Annotated in this window: 17 protein-coding genes and 1 tRNA gene; 2 read left to right on the plus strand and 16 right to left on the minus strand. The window is 58.8% G+C overall.

Going from position 1 to position 18,101, the window contains the following annotated elements; all coding sequences use genetic code 11:
* Window positions 1-54 precede the first annotated feature (54 nt).
* Both NSJP_RS16235 and rpmB read left to right on the plus strand, forming a co-directional pair.
* Complete coding sequence (locus NSJP_RS16235) at window positions 55-1,461, plus strand: hypothetical protein (RefSeq protein WP_155970316.1); 1,407 nt, start codon at window positions 55-57, stop codon at window positions 1,459-1,461.
* 244 nt (window positions 1,462-1,705) lie between these two features.
* Window positions 1,706-1,897: a 50S ribosomal protein L28 gene (gene rpmB / locus NSJP_RS16240; RefSeq protein WP_080887898.1), complete on the plus strand. Its 192-nt coding sequence runs from the start codon at window positions 1,706-1,708 to the stop codon at window positions 1,895-1,897.
* Between the two features lie 84 nt (window positions 1,898-1,981).
* On the opposite strand, the gene NSJP_RS16245 is transcribed toward rpmB, so the two are convergent.
* The 16 genes from NSJP_RS16245 to NSJP_RS16320 form a co-directional block, all read right to left on the minus strand.
* Window positions 1,982-2,296: a hypothetical protein gene (locus NSJP_RS16245; RefSeq protein WP_155970318.1), complete on the minus strand. Its 315-nt coding sequence runs from the start codon at window positions 2,294-2,296 to the stop codon at window positions 1,982-1,984.
* A 271-nt stretch (window positions 2,297-2,567) separates the two neighbouring features.
* A tRNA-Gly gene (locus tag NSJP_RS16250) sits at window positions 2,568-2,642 on the minus strand.
* Between the two features lie 53 nt (window positions 2,643-2,695).
* Complete coding sequence (gene tyrS, locus NSJP_RS16255; protein WP_080887900.1) at window positions 2,696-3,907, minus strand: tyrosine--tRNA ligase; 1,212 nt, start codon at window positions 3,905-3,907, stop codon at window positions 2,696-2,698.
* Window positions 3,904-4,362: a ComEA family DNA-binding protein gene (locus NSJP_RS16260; protein ID WP_080887901.1), complete on the minus strand. Its 459-nt coding sequence runs from the start codon at window positions 4,360-4,362 to the stop codon at window positions 3,904-3,906. The genes tyrS and NSJP_RS16260 overlap by 4 nt, the downstream gene beginning before the upstream one ends.
* Window positions 4,359-5,786, minus strand: coding sequence for a dihydrolipoyl dehydrogenase (gene lpdA / locus NSJP_RS16265; protein ID WP_080887902.1), 1,428 nt, complete (start codon window positions 5,784-5,786; stop codon window positions 4,359-4,361). The genes NSJP_RS16260 and lpdA overlap by 4 nt, the downstream gene beginning before the upstream one ends.
* A 10-nt stretch (window positions 5,787-5,796) precedes the next feature.
* The gene (gene gcvH, locus NSJP_RS16270; protein ID WP_080887903.1) at window positions 5,797-6,183 is read right to left on the minus strand and encodes a glycine cleavage system protein GcvH; all 387 of its coding nucleotides are present in this window, start codon (window positions 6,181-6,183) and stop codon (window positions 5,797-5,799) included.
* Window positions 6,184-6,199: 16 nt separating this feature from the next.
* On the minus strand, window positions 6,200-6,622 hold the full coding sequence (gene ndk / locus NSJP_RS16275) for a nucleoside-diphosphate kinase (protein ID WP_155970320.1): 423 nt from the start codon (window positions 6,620-6,622) through the stop codon (window positions 6,200-6,202).
* 95 nt (window positions 6,623-6,717) lie between these two features.
* Window positions 6,718-7,746, minus strand: a complete 1,029-nt coding sequence (gene mtnA / locus NSJP_RS16280; protein ID WP_080887905.1) for an S-methyl-5-thioribose-1-phosphate isomerase — start codon at window positions 7,744-7,746, stop codon at window positions 6,718-6,720.
* A 133-nt stretch (window positions 7,747-7,879) separates the two neighbouring features.
* Entirely contained in the window at window positions 7,880-8,065 is a 186-nt protein-coding gene (locus NSJP_RS16285) for a ribbon-helix-helix domain-containing protein (protein WP_080887906.1), read from the minus strand.
* Window positions 8,066-8,269: 204 nt separating this feature from the next.
* Window positions 8,270-10,798 (minus strand): DNA internalization-related competence protein ComEC/Rec2, encoded by a 2,529-nt coding sequence (locus NSJP_RS16290; RefSeq protein WP_080887907.1) that lies wholly within the window; start codon window positions 10,796-10,798, stop codon window positions 8,270-8,272.
* Between the two features lie 42 nt (window positions 10,799-10,840).
* Window positions 10,841-12,190: a phosphoglucosamine mutase gene (gene glmM / locus NSJP_RS16295; RefSeq protein ID WP_080887908.1), complete on the minus strand. Its 1,350-nt coding sequence runs from the start codon at window positions 12,188-12,190 to the stop codon at window positions 10,841-10,843.
* Window positions 12,183-13,046, minus strand: coding sequence for a dihydropteroate synthase (gene folP, locus NSJP_RS16300; protein ID WP_080887909.1), 864 nt, complete (start codon window positions 13,044-13,046; stop codon window positions 12,183-12,185). The genes glmM and folP overlap by 8 nt, the downstream gene beginning before the upstream one ends.
* 206 nt (window positions 13,047-13,252) lie before the next feature.
* Window positions 13,253-15,064, minus strand: a complete 1,812-nt coding sequence (gene ftsH / locus NSJP_RS16305; RefSeq protein WP_080887910.1) for an ATP-dependent zinc metalloprotease FtsH — start codon at window positions 15,062-15,064, stop codon at window positions 13,253-13,255.
* Between the two features lie 101 nt (window positions 15,065-15,165).
* Window positions 15,166-15,705 carry a hypoxanthine phosphoribosyltransferase gene (hpt, locus tag NSJP_RS16310; RefSeq protein ID WP_155970322.1) on the minus strand — a complete coding sequence of 180 codons (540 nt, stop codon included), beginning with the start codon at window positions 15,703-15,705 and terminating at the stop codon, window positions 15,166-15,168.
* Between the two features lies 1 nt (window position 15,706).
* Window positions 15,707-17,158, minus strand: coding sequence for a tRNA lysidine(34) synthetase TilS (tilS, locus tag NSJP_RS16315; RefSeq protein WP_080887912.1), 1,452 nt, complete (start codon window positions 17,156-17,158; stop codon window positions 15,707-15,709).
* Between the two features lies 1 nt (window position 17,159).
* On the minus strand, window positions 17,160-18,101 hold the full coding sequence (locus tag NSJP_RS16320; RefSeq protein ID WP_080887913.1) for a bifunctional riboflavin kinase/FAD synthetase: 942 nt from the start codon (window positions 18,099-18,101) through the stop codon (window positions 17,160-17,162).

An 18,101-nucleotide genomic window follows, 5' to 3' on the forward strand; every position in this document is an offset into this window, starting at 1 on the left:
GTTTGGGGAATGTTCACCAGAAACGGTCTGAAACCATCCTCTGCAGGCGACTCGATGAAACACCTCCTGATTGCACTGGCGACTCTCTGGATTCTCTTCCAAATCACCTCATTGATCGGACTCTCGAACAATCCGTCGGGGGTGACTCCACTAACCCGCCTGGCCGAGCCTCCCGCGGTCCACCTGACCGACCCCTATCACAACGCCTATTTCTTCCTCTTGGGACTGGCCTCGTCCGCTGGACTCGATCCGGGGAAGGTCGGTTATGAAATATGGGTCGAAGCACGCGAGACGTCGGACGGTCGTCGGTTCGATTACGACAAACCGGAACGACTCGACTTACAAGTGTCGCATCCTCTCGGACAAGCGTTTCCCAACTGGGACACAGAGGATCCGATCATGGCATTTCGCGACAAGAACGCTCCGGTCAAGGCTTGGACGTCGCAGCATGGTCTTCTCCTGGAGCGATACGAGCATTGCCTGGACATGTCGTTTGAGGATCGGGGGTTCGGCCAGCGGGCAACGCCCAGGTTCGCAGAAGTCATGCTCGCCCACCGACTGTACATTGCCGATGGATTCTCACGCTCCACGACTGCCGGATTGGACCGTTTGAACAAGGAACTGACGTTCTGGCGAATGGTGTTGCGCGAGGCCACGACGCCCGACATGACGGTCGCCGCACAATTCGTCGTTCAAGACGACGCCAAATTGATTTCGAGGATGGTTTCACGACCAGCCGTAGACAAGACCCTTCTGCTGACCGCTTTACAACTCATGGTTCCGCTGACGTCGTCCGAATATTCCCTCCGTTGGCCGATTCGTCATCAACTGGCTGTCGCCGGCCGCGAGACGCAAGGTCGACTCGCTCCGGCAAAGGATTCGCTGGTCTCGAGCAATCCGGAACGTGATTGGCTTATTGCCACCACACAGCTCCCGGACAATGCCTTCGCCAAGATCGAGCATCCCCGGCCACCCTCTTTTCTCGGTTATTCTTTGGGCAGCCGACAGACGGATGAAATGTATGCGGGATACTATGAAGCGATCACGAAAGCCTCGGGGACCGGAGAGGGATCGCTGCCGACCTTGCATCAAATCTCCGGCAACGTCCATCGAGGGTTTCTGGAGAGCCTGGTCAATCCCGCACCGGTCGAACCCGATTGGAATATCTTCCGCCATCAATTGATGGAAACCGACGCCAGGCTTCGTCTCGCATCGTTGCAGATCCAATTGCGACGGCCGAGCGGCACGGCCGCGGTCCCGACCAGACTGGCGGAGGTCGGGTCGCAATACTTCGATCCCTTTACGGGACTACCGATGCTGTGGAGTCAGACGCAGCAAAAAATCTACAGTGTCGGGAAAGACCGGCTTGACGACGGGGCGGATGCGTCGTTTGACATCACGGCTCCTGCGCTCGTCGGCCTGTCACCCAAGAGCTCCACGGGAAAGGATCCGCAACTGTAATTCCCCTCCATCCACTCTCCGACCGTATCCCGCGCAACGCGGATCAGTGAGCGCCATCAAAAGCGGGAATCCAGACAAGGGCTTCCTTTGCGTATTGAGTCTCGATGATGGGGATCCGCTTTCATAGGCATGACGCAAGGTGAAACTGACTCACGACCCACCGCTGCACAGACTTGTCACATCCATCGGCTCTGTGGTAAATTCCCTGCTTGTCTGTCACTTGACTTAGCCCAAGGAGCCTCCCGTGGCATTTGCATGCGATATCTGCCTCAAACGGCATCAGACCGGTAACAACGTGAGCCATGCGAACAACAAGACGAAACGTTCGTTCAACCCCAATCTTCAACGGGTGAGGGCCATCGTCGACGGATCGACGAAACGCATTCGCGTCTGCACTCGCTGTCTGCGGAGCGGTTTGGTCAAGAAAGCCGTCTAGCCGCCGATCTCGAACCCTCCGAGGGTCCCCGTCCCGTCCCTGATCTCAAGACACTTCGGGTTGGCCTCTAGGACTGGTCCCTCCCTACGGAGCGGACCAGAGCACGCGGCCGGAACGGTCGCTGAGCTTGATCGCAAGGGGCTCGTCGGGCGAGAGCGCCAGCTTCTTGCTTCCATCTCTACTGGTAAGGATGAACCCGACTTCTCCTTGAGGATCGAGTCCAAGACCCGCCCGTGCCTTGCCGCTTGAATCCAGGAGAAGAAACTCTTCCGCATTAATGCCCTTCGCCTTCTCGGCACCAGCGCTGCTCGAATCGAATATGATCCCGGTCAACGCCGATCCCACGACATTTCCCAAGAACACCACTGCAAGTAGAAGGAAGTATTGACCACGGGTCACGGCAAATCCTTTCTGTGACAGGGACATGTCGGCTGAGACAGGGAGTTGATTGGCCATGGAGACGGCTGGAACAGGCCCGGGGATCAGAAGTAAGTACGGTTGGAGCGGGCGATGGGATTTGAACCACACTCCGTCGCCGGATCGGCTCTGATGCCTGCCTCCCGGCTCCCACTGAGGGGGTCATCCCCCTCGTGCACTCCCCACGAAAGGGGCGCACCCCTTTCGAAATCCCCGTCGTGGGTCCAAATCCTTCGAAGCGCTGGAACACGTTTGGAGCGGGCGATGGGATTTGAACCCACGACAACTAGCTTGGGAAGCTAGGACTCTACCACTGAGCTACGCCCGCTCGCTGCCTCAGATCCTACGCCGCGGCGGAGATTTAAGTCAAGGAAGCCGCTTCTATGGCAGGACTTCAATCAGCGCAAACTTTCTCTTTCCCACTTTGATCCGGTAGGTGCTCCCGGGATTGAGCGTCAGCACGGCATTCGCATCGCTCTGCTTGACTCCCTCGACCTCGATCCCGCCCTGGATGACGAGGCGGCGCGCTTCGCTCTTGCTCGCCAACAGCTTGGTCATGGCAACGAGATCGACAAGGCCGATCGTGCCGCTTGCGCCAAGGTCATCTTTAGCGACCTTCACACGCACATCCGGTTCGCTGGGAAACTCCCGCTCCTGAAATTTCAGTTGGAACGCTTCGCGGGCCGCGCGCCCCGCCTCCTGTCCGTGATAGAGCGTGACGATATGCTGCGCCAGGCTCTGCTTGGCTTCCATCGGATGCGACGTCTTCACCGAGGCCAGATCCTCGGTCGTCAGCACCTCATAGTACCGGATCATCAGTTCGTCGCTGACCGACATGATTTTCCCGAACATTTCGCTCGGCGGATCCTCCAATCCCACATAGTTGCCGAGACTCTTGCTCATCTTCTTGCCGCCGAAGATTCCTTCAAGCAGCGGCATGGTGATCACGGCTTGAGGTTCCTGGCCATAGTCACGCTGCAGATCTCGTCCGACGAGCAGATTGAACTTCTGATCGGTTCCTCCTAATTCCACGTCGGCCTTCAGAACGACCGAATCATACCCTTGAACCAGGGGATAGAGAAATTCGTGGACGCTGATGGGCTTTTGCTCCTGATACCGCTTGTGAAAATCGTCTCGCTCCATCATGCGGGCGACGCGATAATGTGACGCCAGCTCGACCAATTCCGCCGCGGACATCGTGCTCATCCATCGACTGTTGAATTCGATGGTTGTCCTCTTGGGATCCAGCAGCTTGAAGATCTGCCTTTCGTAGGTCGTGGCGTTGTCCCGAACCTGATCCTTGGTCAATGCCCTCCTCGTTTCTGACACCCCGGTCGGATCCCCGATCATCCCCGTGAAGTCGCCGATCAAAAAGATCACCTGATGTCCGAGGTCCTGAAAATGCTTCAACTTGTGAATCAGAACGGTATGGCCGAGATGCAGATCGGGCGCGGTCGGATCAAAGCCGGCCTTGATCCGCAGCGGCCGATTGGCCGCCAACGCGCGGCTGAGCTTGGATTCCAATTCGGCCTGTTGAATCACCTCGACCGTCCCGCGAAGAATCAAATCGATTTGCCGGACCAATTCACTCATGCGGAAACCCTTCCGTCACCATCCGGCGGCCAGATGGTCACCTGGATCAGATTCTTGATTCTGTCGAACTTCTTTTTTCCGATGCCTTTCACGTCGCGCAAGTCCTCGACGCGGCTAAACGGCCCGACATCTTGCCGATATTTCATAATCCGTCCCGCCAGAACCGCTCCGATACCCGGAAGTGATTCCAGATCCTTCTCCGTTGCCCGATTCAAATCGATCTTCCCGACTCCCTTCGTCGGCGAAGTCCGTTTGACCGGTTCGGCGCCCTCCGTGATCGGTACCGGAATCGGAGCCGCACCAACCGGTCCTTCGACATGGAGCGCCGGTGCAGCCTCGTCCGGCAGGACCCGCACGCCATCGGGCTCTGGCTGTGGGAGCGTCCATCCGATCCAAAAAATCACGCCCATGGTGAGCGCAACCATGGCGCACTTGATCAAGAACGAGACAATCATCGATTCGCCCGCTTTCGGACCTGATGAATCGCTCCGCGCCCCGAATCCTCCGCCGCCTCCATCATGCCTTCCGCCATCGTCGGATGCGCGTGGATCATGTCGGCGATCTGATTCACATTCGCGCCGATCTCCATGGCCAGCGCAGCCTCATGAATGAGATCCGCGGCATGGGATCCGATGATGTGGGCCCCGAGTATCCGGCCCGACTCGCTTTCGGATATGATCTTGCAGAATCCGGTCGTCTCTCCCGTTGCTTGAGCCTTTCCCGTCGCCACAAACCTGAATCGTCCGACTTTGACGGCGGCATCTGCGTCCAGTCCATTCGCCCGCATCCGTTCTCGCGCCTGCGCTTCCGTCAGTCCGACTCGGCCGATTTCCGGCAGCGTGAAAATACCGGCTGGAATGACCTCATACCGAATCGTCGACCGATGGCCCATAATGTTCTCGACCGCCACCTTGCCCTGCGCCGAGGCCACATGGGCCAGCATTGCTTTCCCGACTACGTCGCCGATCGCATAGATGTCGGACACAGTGGTCTCCATGCGCTCGTTTACCAGAATCTCGCCACGACGACCGAGTTCCACTCCGGCCTCCTCAAGCCCGAGGCCGCGGCTGTTGAAACCCCGTCCAACGGACACCAGAAACATGTCCGCGACGATCTTCTCCCCGTTCTTGCAATGAACCGTGATGGCAGATTCCCCTCGCTCGACTGAATCGACCGTCGTCCCGGTCATCACCGTCACGCCGCGCTTCTTCAGCTCTCGCGCCATCGTCGCGGAAACTTCCTCATCTTCGAGCGGCAAAATGCGATCCACCAACTCCACCACGGTGACTTCCGTCCCAAGTCCACTATACAGGGTGGCGAATTCACAACCTTCAACTCCGCCTCCCAGAATCAGCAACCGGCGAGGAATGGTCGAAAGATCCAGCAGTTGCCGGCTGGTGACGATCACTCTTCCGTCTATCGGAAACTGGGACGGATTGGGCCATGAGGAGCCGGTGGCAATCACGACGGCGTCGGCCTCGAGCGTCTGTTCAGTCCCGTCATTGAGGGCAACATGCACCATGCCCTTGCCCCGTATCGTCCCGACTCCTTCCAGATGCCGAATATCCCACGACTTGAAGAGTGTAGCGATCCCCTTCACCAGAGTCTCCACGACCTTATTCTTTCTCGACACCATGCGGGCCAGGTCGTACGCGACGTTCCCCTCGAGGACCAATCCCATCGACTCGGCATGTTTGAGCTTGTCGCCGAGTTCCACGACGGCCAACAGCGCTTTGCTCGGAATACACCCCCAATTCAGGCAAACGCCGCCAAGCGCCTGAGCCTCCACGACGCTCACACGGGCGCCGAGCTGGGCCGCGCGGATTGCGGCCACGTACCCCCCGGGGCCGGCGCCGAGGATCACGATGTGCTTGGGCATGAGAGAAAACTTAGTGTTTCTGGCTTGCGAGATATGATTCGTACTGGGACGAGGTCATGAGCGATTCGACCTCATCCGAGTTCGAGAGGTGCACGACAATCATCCATCCCTTGCCGTACGGATCACTGTTGACCAGCTCGGGATGATCTTTGAGGTCGGCATTGACCTTGGCAATCGTCCCGCTCACCGGGGTGTAGATCGTCGACGTGGTTTTGGTCGACTCTACTTCCCCGATCTGTTGGCCGGCGGTAACGACCGCTCCGGCTTTGGGCAGATCGACAAATACGATGTCGCCGAGGGCATCTTGCGCGAAATGGCTGATCCCGACCGTACCGTCGGTCTCTTTCACGCGAACCCACTCATGCTCTTTATGGTATCGAAGATCAGGCGGTATCATTGGTTTCCGAATCCGGTTATCCCACCACGCTCATTTCGGGGAAAAAGTAGGCGATTTCTACCCGAGCCGTCTCAGGAGAATCCGAGCCGTGCACCGCATTGTACTCAATGTTGGTCCCGTGCTTCGCGCGAATCGTGCCCTTGTCGGCCTTCGCCGGGTCGGTCGCGCCCATGAGCTCCCGATTCTTCTTGATGGCATTTTCGCCCTTCAACACCAGCACCACGACCGGACCGGACGACATGAACGTGCAGAGGCTGTCGAAAAAGGGTCTGGCACGGTGCACCGCGTAGAATCCTTCCGCAATCCCTTTTCCCATGACCAGCATTCGCATCGCGACCGGGCGCAATCCGGCTTGCTCATACTGCGAGATGATGTCTCCAATCGCCTGTTTTTTCACCGCATCGGGTTTGATGATTGCCAGTGTTCGCTCGCTCATTATGAAACGTCTTCCTCCGGTCTAATTGTGGCGAAGTTGAAAATTTCTGCGCCATTATAGGGGCGCTTCCGGTCAGTTTCAAGACGTGACGCCGCACATCAGGAAAAGTGGCGGAGCACCTCGTGAGGCCTGAAGACCCCTCGCTCCGTGATGATGCCGGCGATGAATTCAGCGGGGGTCACATCGAAGGCGGGATTGTACACCGATACACCCTTTGGAGCGATGATGCGATCGCCAAGCATGGTCGTCACTTCCTGCGGGTTCCGCTGCTCAATGGCGATGTCGTTCCCGGAAGGAGTCTTGAGATCGATGGTCGAATAGGGGGCGGCCACATAGAAGGGAATACCATGCGCCCGAGCCAGCACCGCGACCGAGTACGTCCCGATCTTGTTGGCTACGTCTCCGTTGGCCGCGATCCGATCCGCGCCGACGATACAAAGTTGTACTTTTCCCTGCCGCATCATGATCCCGGCCATGCCGTCCGTGATAAGGGTGACCGGAATACCATCCTGCATCAACTCCCAGGCGGTGAGTCTCGCCCCTTGAAGAACCGGCCTGGTCTCGTCGGCGATGACTTGAATGCGCTTTCCCTCCTCCCAAGCAGCCCGAACGACGCCCAGAGCTGTCCCGTATCCGGCTGTCGCCAGCGCCCCGGCGTTGCAATGCGTGAGGATCGTCTGTCCGTCCTCAATCAAGCGAGCACCGTGCCGGCCCATGGCTTTGCACAGCGCGATGTCCTCTTCCAAAATACTCTGAGATTCGCGAACCAATCCGGTCTTGATGGCGGAAAGCGGCTGGGACCGAAGCTCATGGAGCGTTCGCTTCATTCGCTCGATGGCCCAAAAGAGATTCACGGCAGTGGGCCTGGTGGCAGCAAGGAGTTCGCAAACTCCGCTAAGATCGTTTTCAAGCTGGAAATAGTTCTCGGCTTCGCTCAATTGGGCCCCAAGGGCCACCCCCATGGCAGCCGTCACGCCGATGGCCGGCGCCCCTCGAACCTTCAGTTCTCGGATGGCCCGGGCAACCGATTCGACATCCCGGCATTCGAGAATCTCGACATGCTCGGGCAGTCGACTCTGGTCGAGCAATCGGATCGCTCCCTCGTGCCAGCATACGGTTGGAACCATGACCTCTTGTAGCGAGAACGATGTCCCAGTGCAAGAGGCACGCGGTTTTAACAATATGGCTCGTCAGAAATGCGGATCGGCTTGTCTGGAAATCAGGACCGCGGGGGGGACGCTAGGGGGAAAGACCTGAGACCTAACGGCTATTGACCTTCTTGACCATAGGAAGGACGTTACTGGCGTCGTCCTCGGGCTTGGTCAATTCACGTTCCAGCATAGCTCGAATGAACCCGCTGGTGGTGTATCCCTGCTGTTTGAGGGCATCGAGCTGGGCTTTCAATTCAACCGGTAACTGGATGACGATTCGTACGAGTTTCGGCATTGCTCACTCCTTGAAAGAGATCCCGCCCCCGGAAAATCATCTCCCGGAGTGCACACGCTATGCCTTGATGGGGTTATTATCGCCACGAATGAAATTGAGGACTTATAGCAAATGGCCGATTTTTGTCTCTCCAAGGAGGCAGCCAATTTCGTCAAGTCAACCACGGAAGTGTACGGTGATGTACGTGAACCTTTGCAATTCCGTTCAGATCCGCTGGCCCCACTGATTCCACAGGCGGTTCCAGTTGGCCTCTTCAGAACCCCACAATAGGTTCGGGGTTACGCGTTGAATCCGACCAGCCTGCGTCGTTCGCACGACGAGGCCTGCCTCTTTGGTATTGCCCGTAATCCACACGCCCCCATCCCGATCCGTACGAAGGATCGGAATGCCCTGCGCGCGATACGAGTCAAGCACCGCGGCAGCCGGATGGCCGTAAGAATTATATCGTCCCACGGAAATTACGGCATACCTGGGCCGTAAGGACCTGATCCACTCACGATTCAACGAGCTCAGGGCTCCATGATGCGGCACTTTCAACACTTCCACCGGATTCTGGTACCCTGCGTGCATTCTGGACAGCGCCTCCTGTTCGACGTCGGCCGCAAAGAGGAAAGAATGCCCCTTACAGTCGAATCGCGCGACCACGGAATCGTTGTTGAGGCGTTGACCTTCTTTCCGTCCGTGTAACATCCAAGCAGGCGGCGCCGATTTGGGAGGATTTTCGATCGAGATCTGACAGCCGTCGGAAAACGGGAATTCTTCTCCCGCATGCGCACGCCGCTCCGACAAACCCCGTGCGGCCAGCGCCTGTTCCAAGCGCCGGTAAAATGTTTCCTCGCGGGCGACTCCCGTCCCCCAATATTGTCCCGCGGAAAAGTGCCGGAGGACCCATGCCAACCCTCCGACATGATCCAATTGAGGATGTGTGGCGATGACATGATCGATCGTTCTAATACCTCTGTTCCATAAGTACGGTCCCACGATCGCGCGTCCCATATCGAATCGCTCAAAGCTGGCCCCGCCGTCGATCAATACGACTTCCCCGTCCGGAAGCTCGAGTACGGTGCTGTCCCCCTGCGCCACGTCTAAAAACATGACCCGAAACCCGTCACCCGTCCACGCAAGGCGCGGAGACCACACCCACCACAAGATGAGCATCGCCATCGCCCAACAAGCCGCTCGCCGCATAGGAAACCGATTCTTCGCAATCAACATCGCCATACATCCGTAAAACAGCAGCATGGACGGGGCGAAAGGAGCCGCAACGTGCCAGTCGGCGAACGGCACCCCGGCCGTCCACCGCAGCCCGTCGACAAACACCTCCATCACACGTTGAAGGATCGACGCCAATGGCAGTTCAGTCCCACCCATGAGGAGGTACCCAACCGCCGAAACCAATCCGATGGGGACTAGGACGAATCCCATCACGGGAACCGCAACGAGATTCGTGACGACACCCAGCCAGGGGAATTGATTGAAATAGAATGCAACGAGAGGAAACGTGACGATGGTCACCACAGCGCTCATCACGACGGCGTCTCTTCCCCATCGCAGTCCGGCCCGGATCGGTGTCCGGTCAGCCTCGACAGGTGGTTCCTCGGACTCCACCCATCCCAACCACCAGGCGATTGCCAGGACGGACAAGAACGAGAGCTGAAATGAGATGTCGTAGATCGTTTGGGGATCGTGCAGGACGATCAGCAGCGCCGCGAACGCCAGAGCATGAAAGACCTTGTGGTCGTATGCCAGCCATCTGGCCAGCAAGGCCACGAGTACCATCACCAACGAGCGCACCGTGGCGAGTTCGGCGCCTGCAAGGCCGGCATACCAGACGACGGGAGGAACGGTGGCCGCGGCGGCAAGGCGCGTCGGAGTGGCGTGCCGCGATAGTCTGAGCAGCCACTCCGAGGGTAGCCATAGCAATGCCCGTCTCACCGACACCAATATCAGGAGGGCGACGAGCCCGAGGTGGCTGCCAGAAATGGAGAGAAGATGCACCGTTCCGGTGGCCATGAACTGATCGCGGAGATCGTCGTCGAGATACCCGCGATCACCCAGAACGATTCCCAGGAAGATTCCCAACTCAGGTTGCGTGAGGCTATGGATCGCGGATGTCCGAACATCTGCGCGCCATTGATCGAACCGGTTTCCGATTCCCCACCATCCGTGCGAGCGTCCGGACTCGACCAGAACGACCCCGTCCGTTCCGGACACCGAGGCGACCGCCTCGATCCCGTGCTGTTCCAAATACGCGCCGTAGTCGAATCCTCCAGGATTCAGCGTCCCATGCGGAGGTCGGAGCTTCGCGAGAAAACGGACTCGGTCGCCACAGAACATCTTGCGATCGGGGCCTCGCCAGGTCACTCGGATCCTGGCAGGCATTGAGCTCCCGATTTCCGTGTCGTCGGGCTGCACCATGAGCACCGAACGATCGGGCCCCTGTTGGACTGGCGCAACGATCCTTCCGGATATTTCCCGCGCCTGGTCGCTCCATCCGGAAGTCAGGCCGGTGTGTGTCGCGCCCTCGACCATCACGGACCAATACATCATTCCGGTCAGCAATGCTGCGAAGAGAGAGGTCAGCTTCCGGCCGAGAACGGGATCAGTCCGGCCATGCAGTGAGGCGGCGATGGCCAGCAGAATCAAGAAGCAGGAAATGGAAAGAGGGAAGTAGGAGACCACCGATCCGAGGGCGAGACCCGCGATCAACGCGGCGGTCAGTGCTGGCAGCATGAACTCCCGTCAAGGACAGGCAACCCTGCCCGCCAAGAGCGACTATCCGATATGCGTTTTCACCATCTGGGCCAATCGATCCGCCTCTTGCCGGATGAACCCGTCCTGCTCGCCTTCGATCATGATTCTCAGCAGCGGTTCTGTTCCGGAGTATCTGACGAGTATGCGGCCGTTTCCATTGAGTTTTTGTTCACTTTCGCCGATCGCACGCTGCAACTCAGGTATCGAATCCAACTCCGGTTTCTTCGAAACCTTGACATTGAGCAGGACCTGAGGAACCGCTGTCATCGCCTTGGCCAGTTCGGATAGAGGCCGTTGCGTGCGTTTCATCAGCGACAGTACCTGCAAGGCGGAAATGAGGCCGTCTCCGGTCGTATTGTGGTCGAGGAAAATAAAGTGGCCCGACTGCTCCCCGCCGAAGTTATAGCCGTCCGCCAACATCCGCTCGAGGAGATACCGGTCGCCCACGGCAGTCCGAATCAGGGTGATCCCCGCTTGGGCCATGGCCTTTTCCAGTCCAAAGTTGCTCATGACCGTTCCGACGACGGTCTTCTTGGCCAGGGCGCCGTGTCGGTGGAGATCCAGGCTCAAAGCGGCCATGATGTGATCGCCGTCGATGACCTTGCCTTGCTCGCAGACGAAGATGGCACGGTCGGCGTCTCCGTCGAGCGCCACCCCGAGATCCGCTCCATACTGCAGCACCGCCTGTCGGAGCGAGTCCGGGTGAACGGCCCCGCACCCGGCATTGATATTCATTCCGTCCGGCTTGTTGCCGATCACCTCGACCTTTGCGCCGAGTTCTCGGAGCACCGTCGGAGCCACTTTGTAGGCCGCCCCATTGGCGCAATCGACGACCAGCTTGATACCCTGAAAATCCAATTCCTTGGGCAACGACCGTTTGACGAATTCGATATAGCGCCCCTCGGCGTCGTCGATGCGAAAGGCTTTGCCGATCGCGTCGGCGGTCGGGCGCAAGTGGGCGATCTCGTTGGAGAGAATCAATTGTTCGATTCGGGCTTCCATGTCGTCCGGCAGCTTCAACCCGTCGTTGGAGAAGAACTTGATGCCGTTGTCCTGATAGGGGTTGTGTGACGCGGAGATCATCACCCCGGCATCCGCTCGAAGGCTTCGGGTCAGGAATGCGATGGCCGGCGTCGGCATCGGCCCGACCAACAGGACATCCACGCCCATGGAGCAGATGCCGGACGTCAAGGCAGATTCCAGCATATACCCCGATACTCTCGTATCCTTGCCAATGACGATTTGATGACGGCCGGCCCGCCGCATGAACAGGTGGGCGGCCGCCCGCCCCAACTGCATGGCCGTTTCACTGGTCATCGGCTCGAGATTGGCGACCCCTCGAACTCCGTCTGTGCCGAAGAGTTTACGCATGTTGTTCCCGTAATGATGCGTGCGGCCGTCTGGCTATCGCCGTGGCGACTTTCACCACATCCCGCATCGCCTGAACGTCATGAACGCGAAGGATCCGAGCGCCGTGCTCTACCGCTAGGGCCACCGCCGCCGCCGTCCCCCACACACGATCGTCCACCGGACGATCGGTGAGCTTGCCAAGGAACGCTTTCCGAGAGACGCCGACCAACACCGGACAATCGAACTGTGAGAAGGTCCGGAGCCCGGCCAGCAGATCCAGGTTATCCAAGAGGAGCTTACCAAATCCGATGCCTGGATCAAGAATGATGCGGCTTCTGGAAATCAGCTTGTCGGCCGCGCACCGCAGTCGTTCCTCAAAAAAGGCCGACACGTCTTCGACGACGTTTCGATAACCAGGCGCCTGCTGCATGGTTCGAGGAGTGCCTTGCATGTGCATAAGGACCACGCCGGACCGGTTTCGTGCAATCACGTCCGGCATGGCCGGATCACCGCGGAGCGCGGTCACATCATTGACAATGACCGCCCCGGCGTCGATCGCTGCCTGCGCAACCGCTGCTTTCGACGTATCGACCGAGATCGGAATCGCCACCACTTTTGCTACTGCGGCAACGACGGGAATCAGCCGGCGCCGTTCTTCCGCTTCGTCAACGGGGTTCGATCCCGGCCTGGTCGATTCGGCCCCGATGTCCAATAGGTCAGCCCCTTCCTCGACCATCTGGACGGCATGAGCCACCGCAACCTGCGGATCGATGAACCGGCCTCCGTCGAAGAAGGAATCGGGCGTCACATTGAGAATGCCCATGACCAGGGGATGTTCCCGCCACCGGATTACCCGGTCTCCCGCATGCAATTCCATAGTCTCGTTTACCTGCCGGCAAGATTCTGACGATGTGGAACCGTGCAAAACCGTCGCATGCACAGCCTTGCACATCGGGTCATGAAATACAATCGTGCGACATCATGGTGGACATGATCCGCCCACCACCAGCGTATTGATTCCGCCGGTCGATCGTTTTCGGCTGCCCCAGTGCCCCTGAAGCAGCCAAAAAACGTCGGCGGAGTTTAGGCAGGAACCGTCTGCGAAGAAGACTGCATCAGAATGTGGTCGATCTCGGGCGCGTCGAGCACCTCTTTTTCCAAGAGCGCTTCCGCCAGCGCTCTGAGACTCGACATATGCTCGGTCAAAAGCCGCTTGGCACGCTCGTAGTTTTCGGTGACGAGCCGCTTGATCTCGAGGTCGATTTCCAATGCCACTTGATCGCTGAAATCCCGTTTCGTCGTCAATTCCCGGCCCAGGAAGATTTCCTCTTCCTTGCGGCCGAACGTCAGAGGTCCGAGCTTTTCGCTCATTCCCCATTCGCAGACCATCTTTCTGGCCAAATCGGTCGCCCGCTCGATGTCGTTGCCGGCGCCGGTCGTCACATGCTTCAAGATCAGTTCTTCCGCAACGCGGCCCCCCATGAGAATGGCCAGGTTGTTGTAGAGGAACTCCTTGGAATAGTTGTGACGGTCGTCGGTCGGCAACTGCATGGTGACGCCCAACGCCCGGCCCCGAGGAATGATCGTCACTTTGTGCACGGGGTCGGTCCCGGGCAGGAGTTTGGCCATCAACGCGTGGCCGGCTTCATGGTAGGCCGTCGTGCGCTTTTCTTCGTCGCTCAAGATCATGCTCTTGCGCTCCGCGCCCATGAGTACCTTGTCCTTCGCCATTTCAAAATCGACCGTCGCGACTTCTTTCTTATTCTGTCGAGCCGCCCAGAGCGCGGCCTCATTGACCAGATTTTCCAGGTCGGCGCCGGAGAAGCCCGGAGTGCCCCTGGCGATCTTCTCCAGTTCGACATCTTGGGCGATCGGAACTTTCTTCGTATGCACCTTGAGAATTTCGCTCCGTCCCCTCAAGTCAGGACGATTGACCACGACCTGGCGATCAAATCGGCCCGGCCTGAGCAGCGCGGGATCCAACACGTCCGGCCGGTTCGTGGCGGCAATGAGGATGACGCCTTCCGTCGTATCGAAGCCGTCCATTTCAACGAGCAACTGGTTGAGAGTCTGCTCCCGCTCATCGTGACCGCCGCCCAAACCGGCTCCTCGGAGCCGGCCGACCGCGTCGATTTCGTCGATAAAGATGATACACGGCGCGTGCTTCTTTCCCTGTTCGAACAAATCCCGAACCCGTGATGCGCCCACGCCCACGAACATTTCTACAAAGTCCGACCCGCTGATGCTGAAGAACGGCACCCCGGCTTCCCCGGCGATCGCCTTGGCCAACAAGGTCTTCCCGGTACCGGGAGGCCCGACGATCAGGACGCCTTTGGGAATACGGCCGCCGAGTTTCTGGAACTTCCTCGGGTCCTTGAGGAATTCGATGATTTCCAGCACTTCTTCCTTCGCCTCATCGATTCCCGCCACATCCGAGAATGTGACCTTTTTTCGCTCTTCCGTCAGCATCCTCGCCCGGCTCTTGCCGAACGACAGCGCCTTGTTGCCGCCGATTTGCATCTGGCGCATCAAGAAGAACCACAGACCCAAGAACAACACAAAAGGCCCCCACGTCACGAGAAACGTGATGTACCAGGGACTTTCGTCGGGCGGCTTGGCCTCGATTTGCACGCCCTTTTCCCGCAGAACCTTCACGAAATCGGGGTATTCCGCCGTATAGGTCCTGATGCGGGTCTTGTCCTTCAGCACGGCGCTGACATGGCTGGACTTGATGATGACTTTTTCGATGTCACCCTTGTCGAGTTTCGCCATGAAGTCGCTGAAAATGACTTCTTCTTCCGGCGCATGGGTGGGCACACTGAACAGATTAAACAGCAGAATCATGAACAGGCCGACTACGACCCAAAAAAGAAGATTCTTCGCCCTGGAGTTCATCCGGTACTCCTTGTGGGATCACCGTCAAGTGGTGAGAAATACTCTGAACTTTTGAGATGTTACCATAGGGCTGCCGAGAGTGACAACCGCCGGCGGATTCCCTATTCCTGCTCTCCTTCCATGTCCAGGACAGCCAGGTAGGGCAAATTCCGATATTTCTGTTGGTAATCCAGCCCGTACCCGACCACGTATCTGTTGGGAATCTTGAACCCGACATACTCCAATGCCACATCAACCGTCCGGCGCTCGGGCTTGCTCAACAACGTGCACACCTTGATCGATTGCGGCTTCTTCTTAGCCAGCGTCTTGATCAGATATTGGGCGGTAAGTCCCGAGTCGACGATATCTTCCACCAACAATACCTCCTTGCCCTTGATGTCTTCGGTCAATTCCGTGACGATCTTGACCTTGCCGGAGGTCTTTGCCCGGGATCCATAGCTGGTCACGACGAGAAAGTCGACGCGCATCGGGATTCGGATGGCTCGGGCCAGGTCCGCATAGAACGCATAGGCCCCTTTCAGGACCCCGACCAGCACAAAATCCTTTCCGGCGTAGTCGGCCGTAATCTGTTTGCCGAGTTCCTTGATGCGCGCCCGCATCTCTTCCTGGGTCACGATCGGCCGACCGAAGATTCGCTCCATCCTATCGCTCTCCTTTTTCATTACCCCCGCCGATCATAGTGACCAGAAGACAGCGTGTCGACCGATCTCGAACCAGGAACCGCTCATCCCGTCGAATGCCGGGGATCCATACAATGCCGTCGGGGGCCGCCAGTACAGGATGGACGGTCCTCTTGTCCCTCGGAAGTTTCACGTCGGTGAACAAGTCCTGGAGTTTCTTGCTTTTGCCCTTCATGCCGGCAGGCTTGAACCGATCGCCGGGACGCCACCCCCGTAGCACGAGAGGGGTTCCCACGAGATCCGCGTCGAACACGGCCCGGTTCGCCATTTCAGCTCGAAGAAACGGTTCGGCTTCCTGCCTGCTCAGGAGTTGTACATGAAATTGCGTATTGGTGCCAGCCCAAGCCACGACGGACGGCACCGCAACGGGCACTTCGATGGCTTGAAGCATGCCGGGCGCCGAATGCGTTCCCCGTGCGATTGAAAACCAGTGTCCCTGACGCATGAGACGAACATTTCGGTGTGGCACACAGACCGGGCGCCGGCCACTCAGAACGAATCGCCTGGCCGCTTCGACCACGCGAGCACCGGGTGCCCGCCGGATATCATCGAGGTTCCGCAACACCATCCGCAGGACACGCCGCTGCAACGCAGGATGCAGGAGCGCAAAGGCTCGCCCGTCCATTCGAACTCCGCCATTGTCGGGCGAGGTGACGAGGGCGGACAGATGTTCGCGGGTTACCTGATCCAGGTACCGCTCATCTTCCCGCAACAATTCAGCCGATTGCTGAAGATGCGTGACGATCTTGGGAGACAGGCTCGACAAGATCGGCATCAGCTCGTGCCTGATGCGATTGCGCTTGTAGCGCTCCGTGGCGTTGCTGGAGTCCTCCCGATAGCTCAATTTCTCCTGCTTGAGATAGCTCAAAACCTGTTTACGCGTCACCGCAAGGAGCGGTCGAATGACGGTGGAATCGCGGACAAACGGCATGCCCGCCAATCCGGTCAACCCCGCTCCGCGCAACATCCACAGCAGCATCGTCTCCGCCTGGTCATCGGCGGTATGGCCGACGGCAATCCGGTCGGCTTCGATCTCCTCCGCTAACCTCTTCATGGCGTCGTAGCGGGCCTCGCGGGCCAGCGCCTGCAATGAGGACTGGCCGGACCGCTTCGCGACGGCAAGCCGTAGGACCCGCAACGGCAATTTCCGACCTTTGCAGAATGAGATCACACTGGCTTCGTCTTCGTCGGACTCCGCTCCACGAAGCCGATAGTTGACGTGGACTGCCGTGAGCCGCAGCCGCCATTTCGGCGCCAGCCGCGTCAGGACCGAAGCCAATGCCGTGGAATCGGGTCCGCCGGAAACGGCAATCAACAGGTGTTGTCCCGGAGAAAAGAGTCGCTGTCTGCGAATGGCGAGAATGACATGCTTGAGGAAGGCCGTCCTGGCCGGTCGAACCGACCGCACCGCCACGTTACGGTACCTCTTCCGCGCGTTTCAGCCGTTCCCTGGCCCGCGCGGCATCCTGATCGATCTGTTCTACCAGCGCCTCCGCCGTGGCGAAGCTCCGATCTTCCCTTAGATGCTCCACGAATGCCACGGTAAGCGGACGCCCGTACAAGTTCCGGTTTTGATCCAACAGATTGACCTCGAGCAGCCGCTCGCCTCCGCCGAACGTCGGCCTGGTCCCGATGTACGCGACCGCATCATAGGTCGCGCCGTCCTGCATGGCACGAGCCGCGTAGATGCCGTCCGGTGGAACGACCCGGTGCGCGGGAAGCCGGAGATTGGCCGTGGGCCATCCGAGCGCCTGTCCGCGCTGCGATCCCGGAATCACATCTCCAGTCACGGCATACCACCGGCCCAACAACCTGGCGGCTTCCTCCATCCGACCGGTTTGAATCAACTGTTTGATCCTTGTGGAACTCACGACCCCACCGTCCGACGTGACGGGCGTAAAGGGATGAACGGTAAATCCGAACCTCTTTCCATAGTGTTCCAGATCGGCGATCCGACCAGCTCGCCCCTTGCCGAATGCAAAATGTTGCCCGACGAAGATTTCGGAGACCTTCAGCCGCCGGTACAGCACCGACTCGGCAAACTCCTCCGGACTCATGGAGGCCAGCGAGGGACTGAACTCGACGAAGACCACCTCATCGATTCCGGCAGCCTCCAGCCGAGCCAATTTCTCCTCGGGGCTCGTCAGGAACCGTAGATCGACGTGGGGAGCCAGGACCTTCACGGGATGCGGATCGAACGTCAGAACCATCGCCGTGCCGCCGGCCCGTCGTGCCGCGTCCACCACCGTCCGAAGCAGGGCGCGATGCCCAAGGTGATGACCGTCGAAATTGCCGATCGTGGCAACGGGATACGGCCTGGGCTGCGCGTCGCCTAATCCCCGCGTCACCATCAACAT

The sequence above is a fragment of the Nitrospira japonica genome (assembly GCF_900169565.1).
In the GTDB taxonomy this organism is placed as follows: domain Bacteria; phylum Nitrospirota; class Nitrospiria; order Nitrospirales; family Nitrospiraceae; genus Nitrospira_C; species Nitrospira_C japonica_A.

Bases quoted from the DNA above. Each gene is read 5' to 3' on its own strand.
- NSJP_RS16260 (WP_080887901.1), bottom strand. From the start codon at position 4,362: ATGATTGTCTCGTTCTTGATCAAGTGCGCCATGGTTGCGCTCACCATG.
- tyrS (WP_080887900.1), bottom strand. From the start codon at position 3,907: ATGAGTGAATTGGTCCGGCAAATCGATTTGATTCTTCGCGGGACGGTC.
- mtnA (WP_080887905.1), bottom strand. From the start codon at position 7,746: ATGGTTCCAACCGTATGCTGGCACGAGGGAGCGATCCGATTGCTCGAC.
- NSJP_RS16290 (WP_080887907.1), bottom strand. From the start codon at position 10,798: ATGCTGCCAGCACTGACCGCCGCGTTGATCGCGGGTCTCGCCCTCGGA.
- NSJP_RS16320 (WP_080887913.1), bottom strand. From the start codon at position 18,101: ATGTTGATGGTGACGCGGGGATTAGGCGACGCGCAGCCCAGGCCGTAT.
- folP (WP_080887909.1), bottom strand. From the start codon at position 13,046: ATGGAATTGCATGCGGGAGACCGGGTAATCCGGTGGCGGGAACATCCC.
- gcvH (WP_080887903.1), bottom strand. From the start codon at position 6,183: ATGATACCGCCTGATCTTCGATACCATAAAGAGCATGAGTGGGTTCGC.
- lpdA (WP_080887902.1), bottom strand. From the start codon at position 5,786: ATGCCCAAGCACATCGTGATCCTCGGCGCCGGCCCCGGGGGGTACGTG.
- NSJP_RS16285 (WP_080887906.1), bottom strand. From the start codon at position 8,065: ATGCCGAAACTCGTACGAATCGTCATCCAGTTACCGGTTGAATTGAAA.
- NSJP_RS16235 (WP_155970316.1), top strand. From the start codon at position 55: ATGAAACACCTCCTGATTGCACTGGCGACTCTCTGGATTCTCTTCCAA.
- ftsH (WP_080887910.1), bottom strand. From the start codon at position 15,064: ATGAACTCCAGGGCGAAGAATCTTCTTTTTTGGGTCGTAGTCGGCCTG.
- glmM (WP_080887908.1), bottom strand. From the start codon at position 12,190: ATGCGTAAACTCTTCGGCACAGACGGAGTTCGAGGGGTCGCCAATCTC.
- hpt (WP_155970322.1), bottom strand. From the start codon at position 15,705: ATGGAGCGAATCTTCGGTCGGCCGATCGTGACCCAGGAAGAGATGCGG.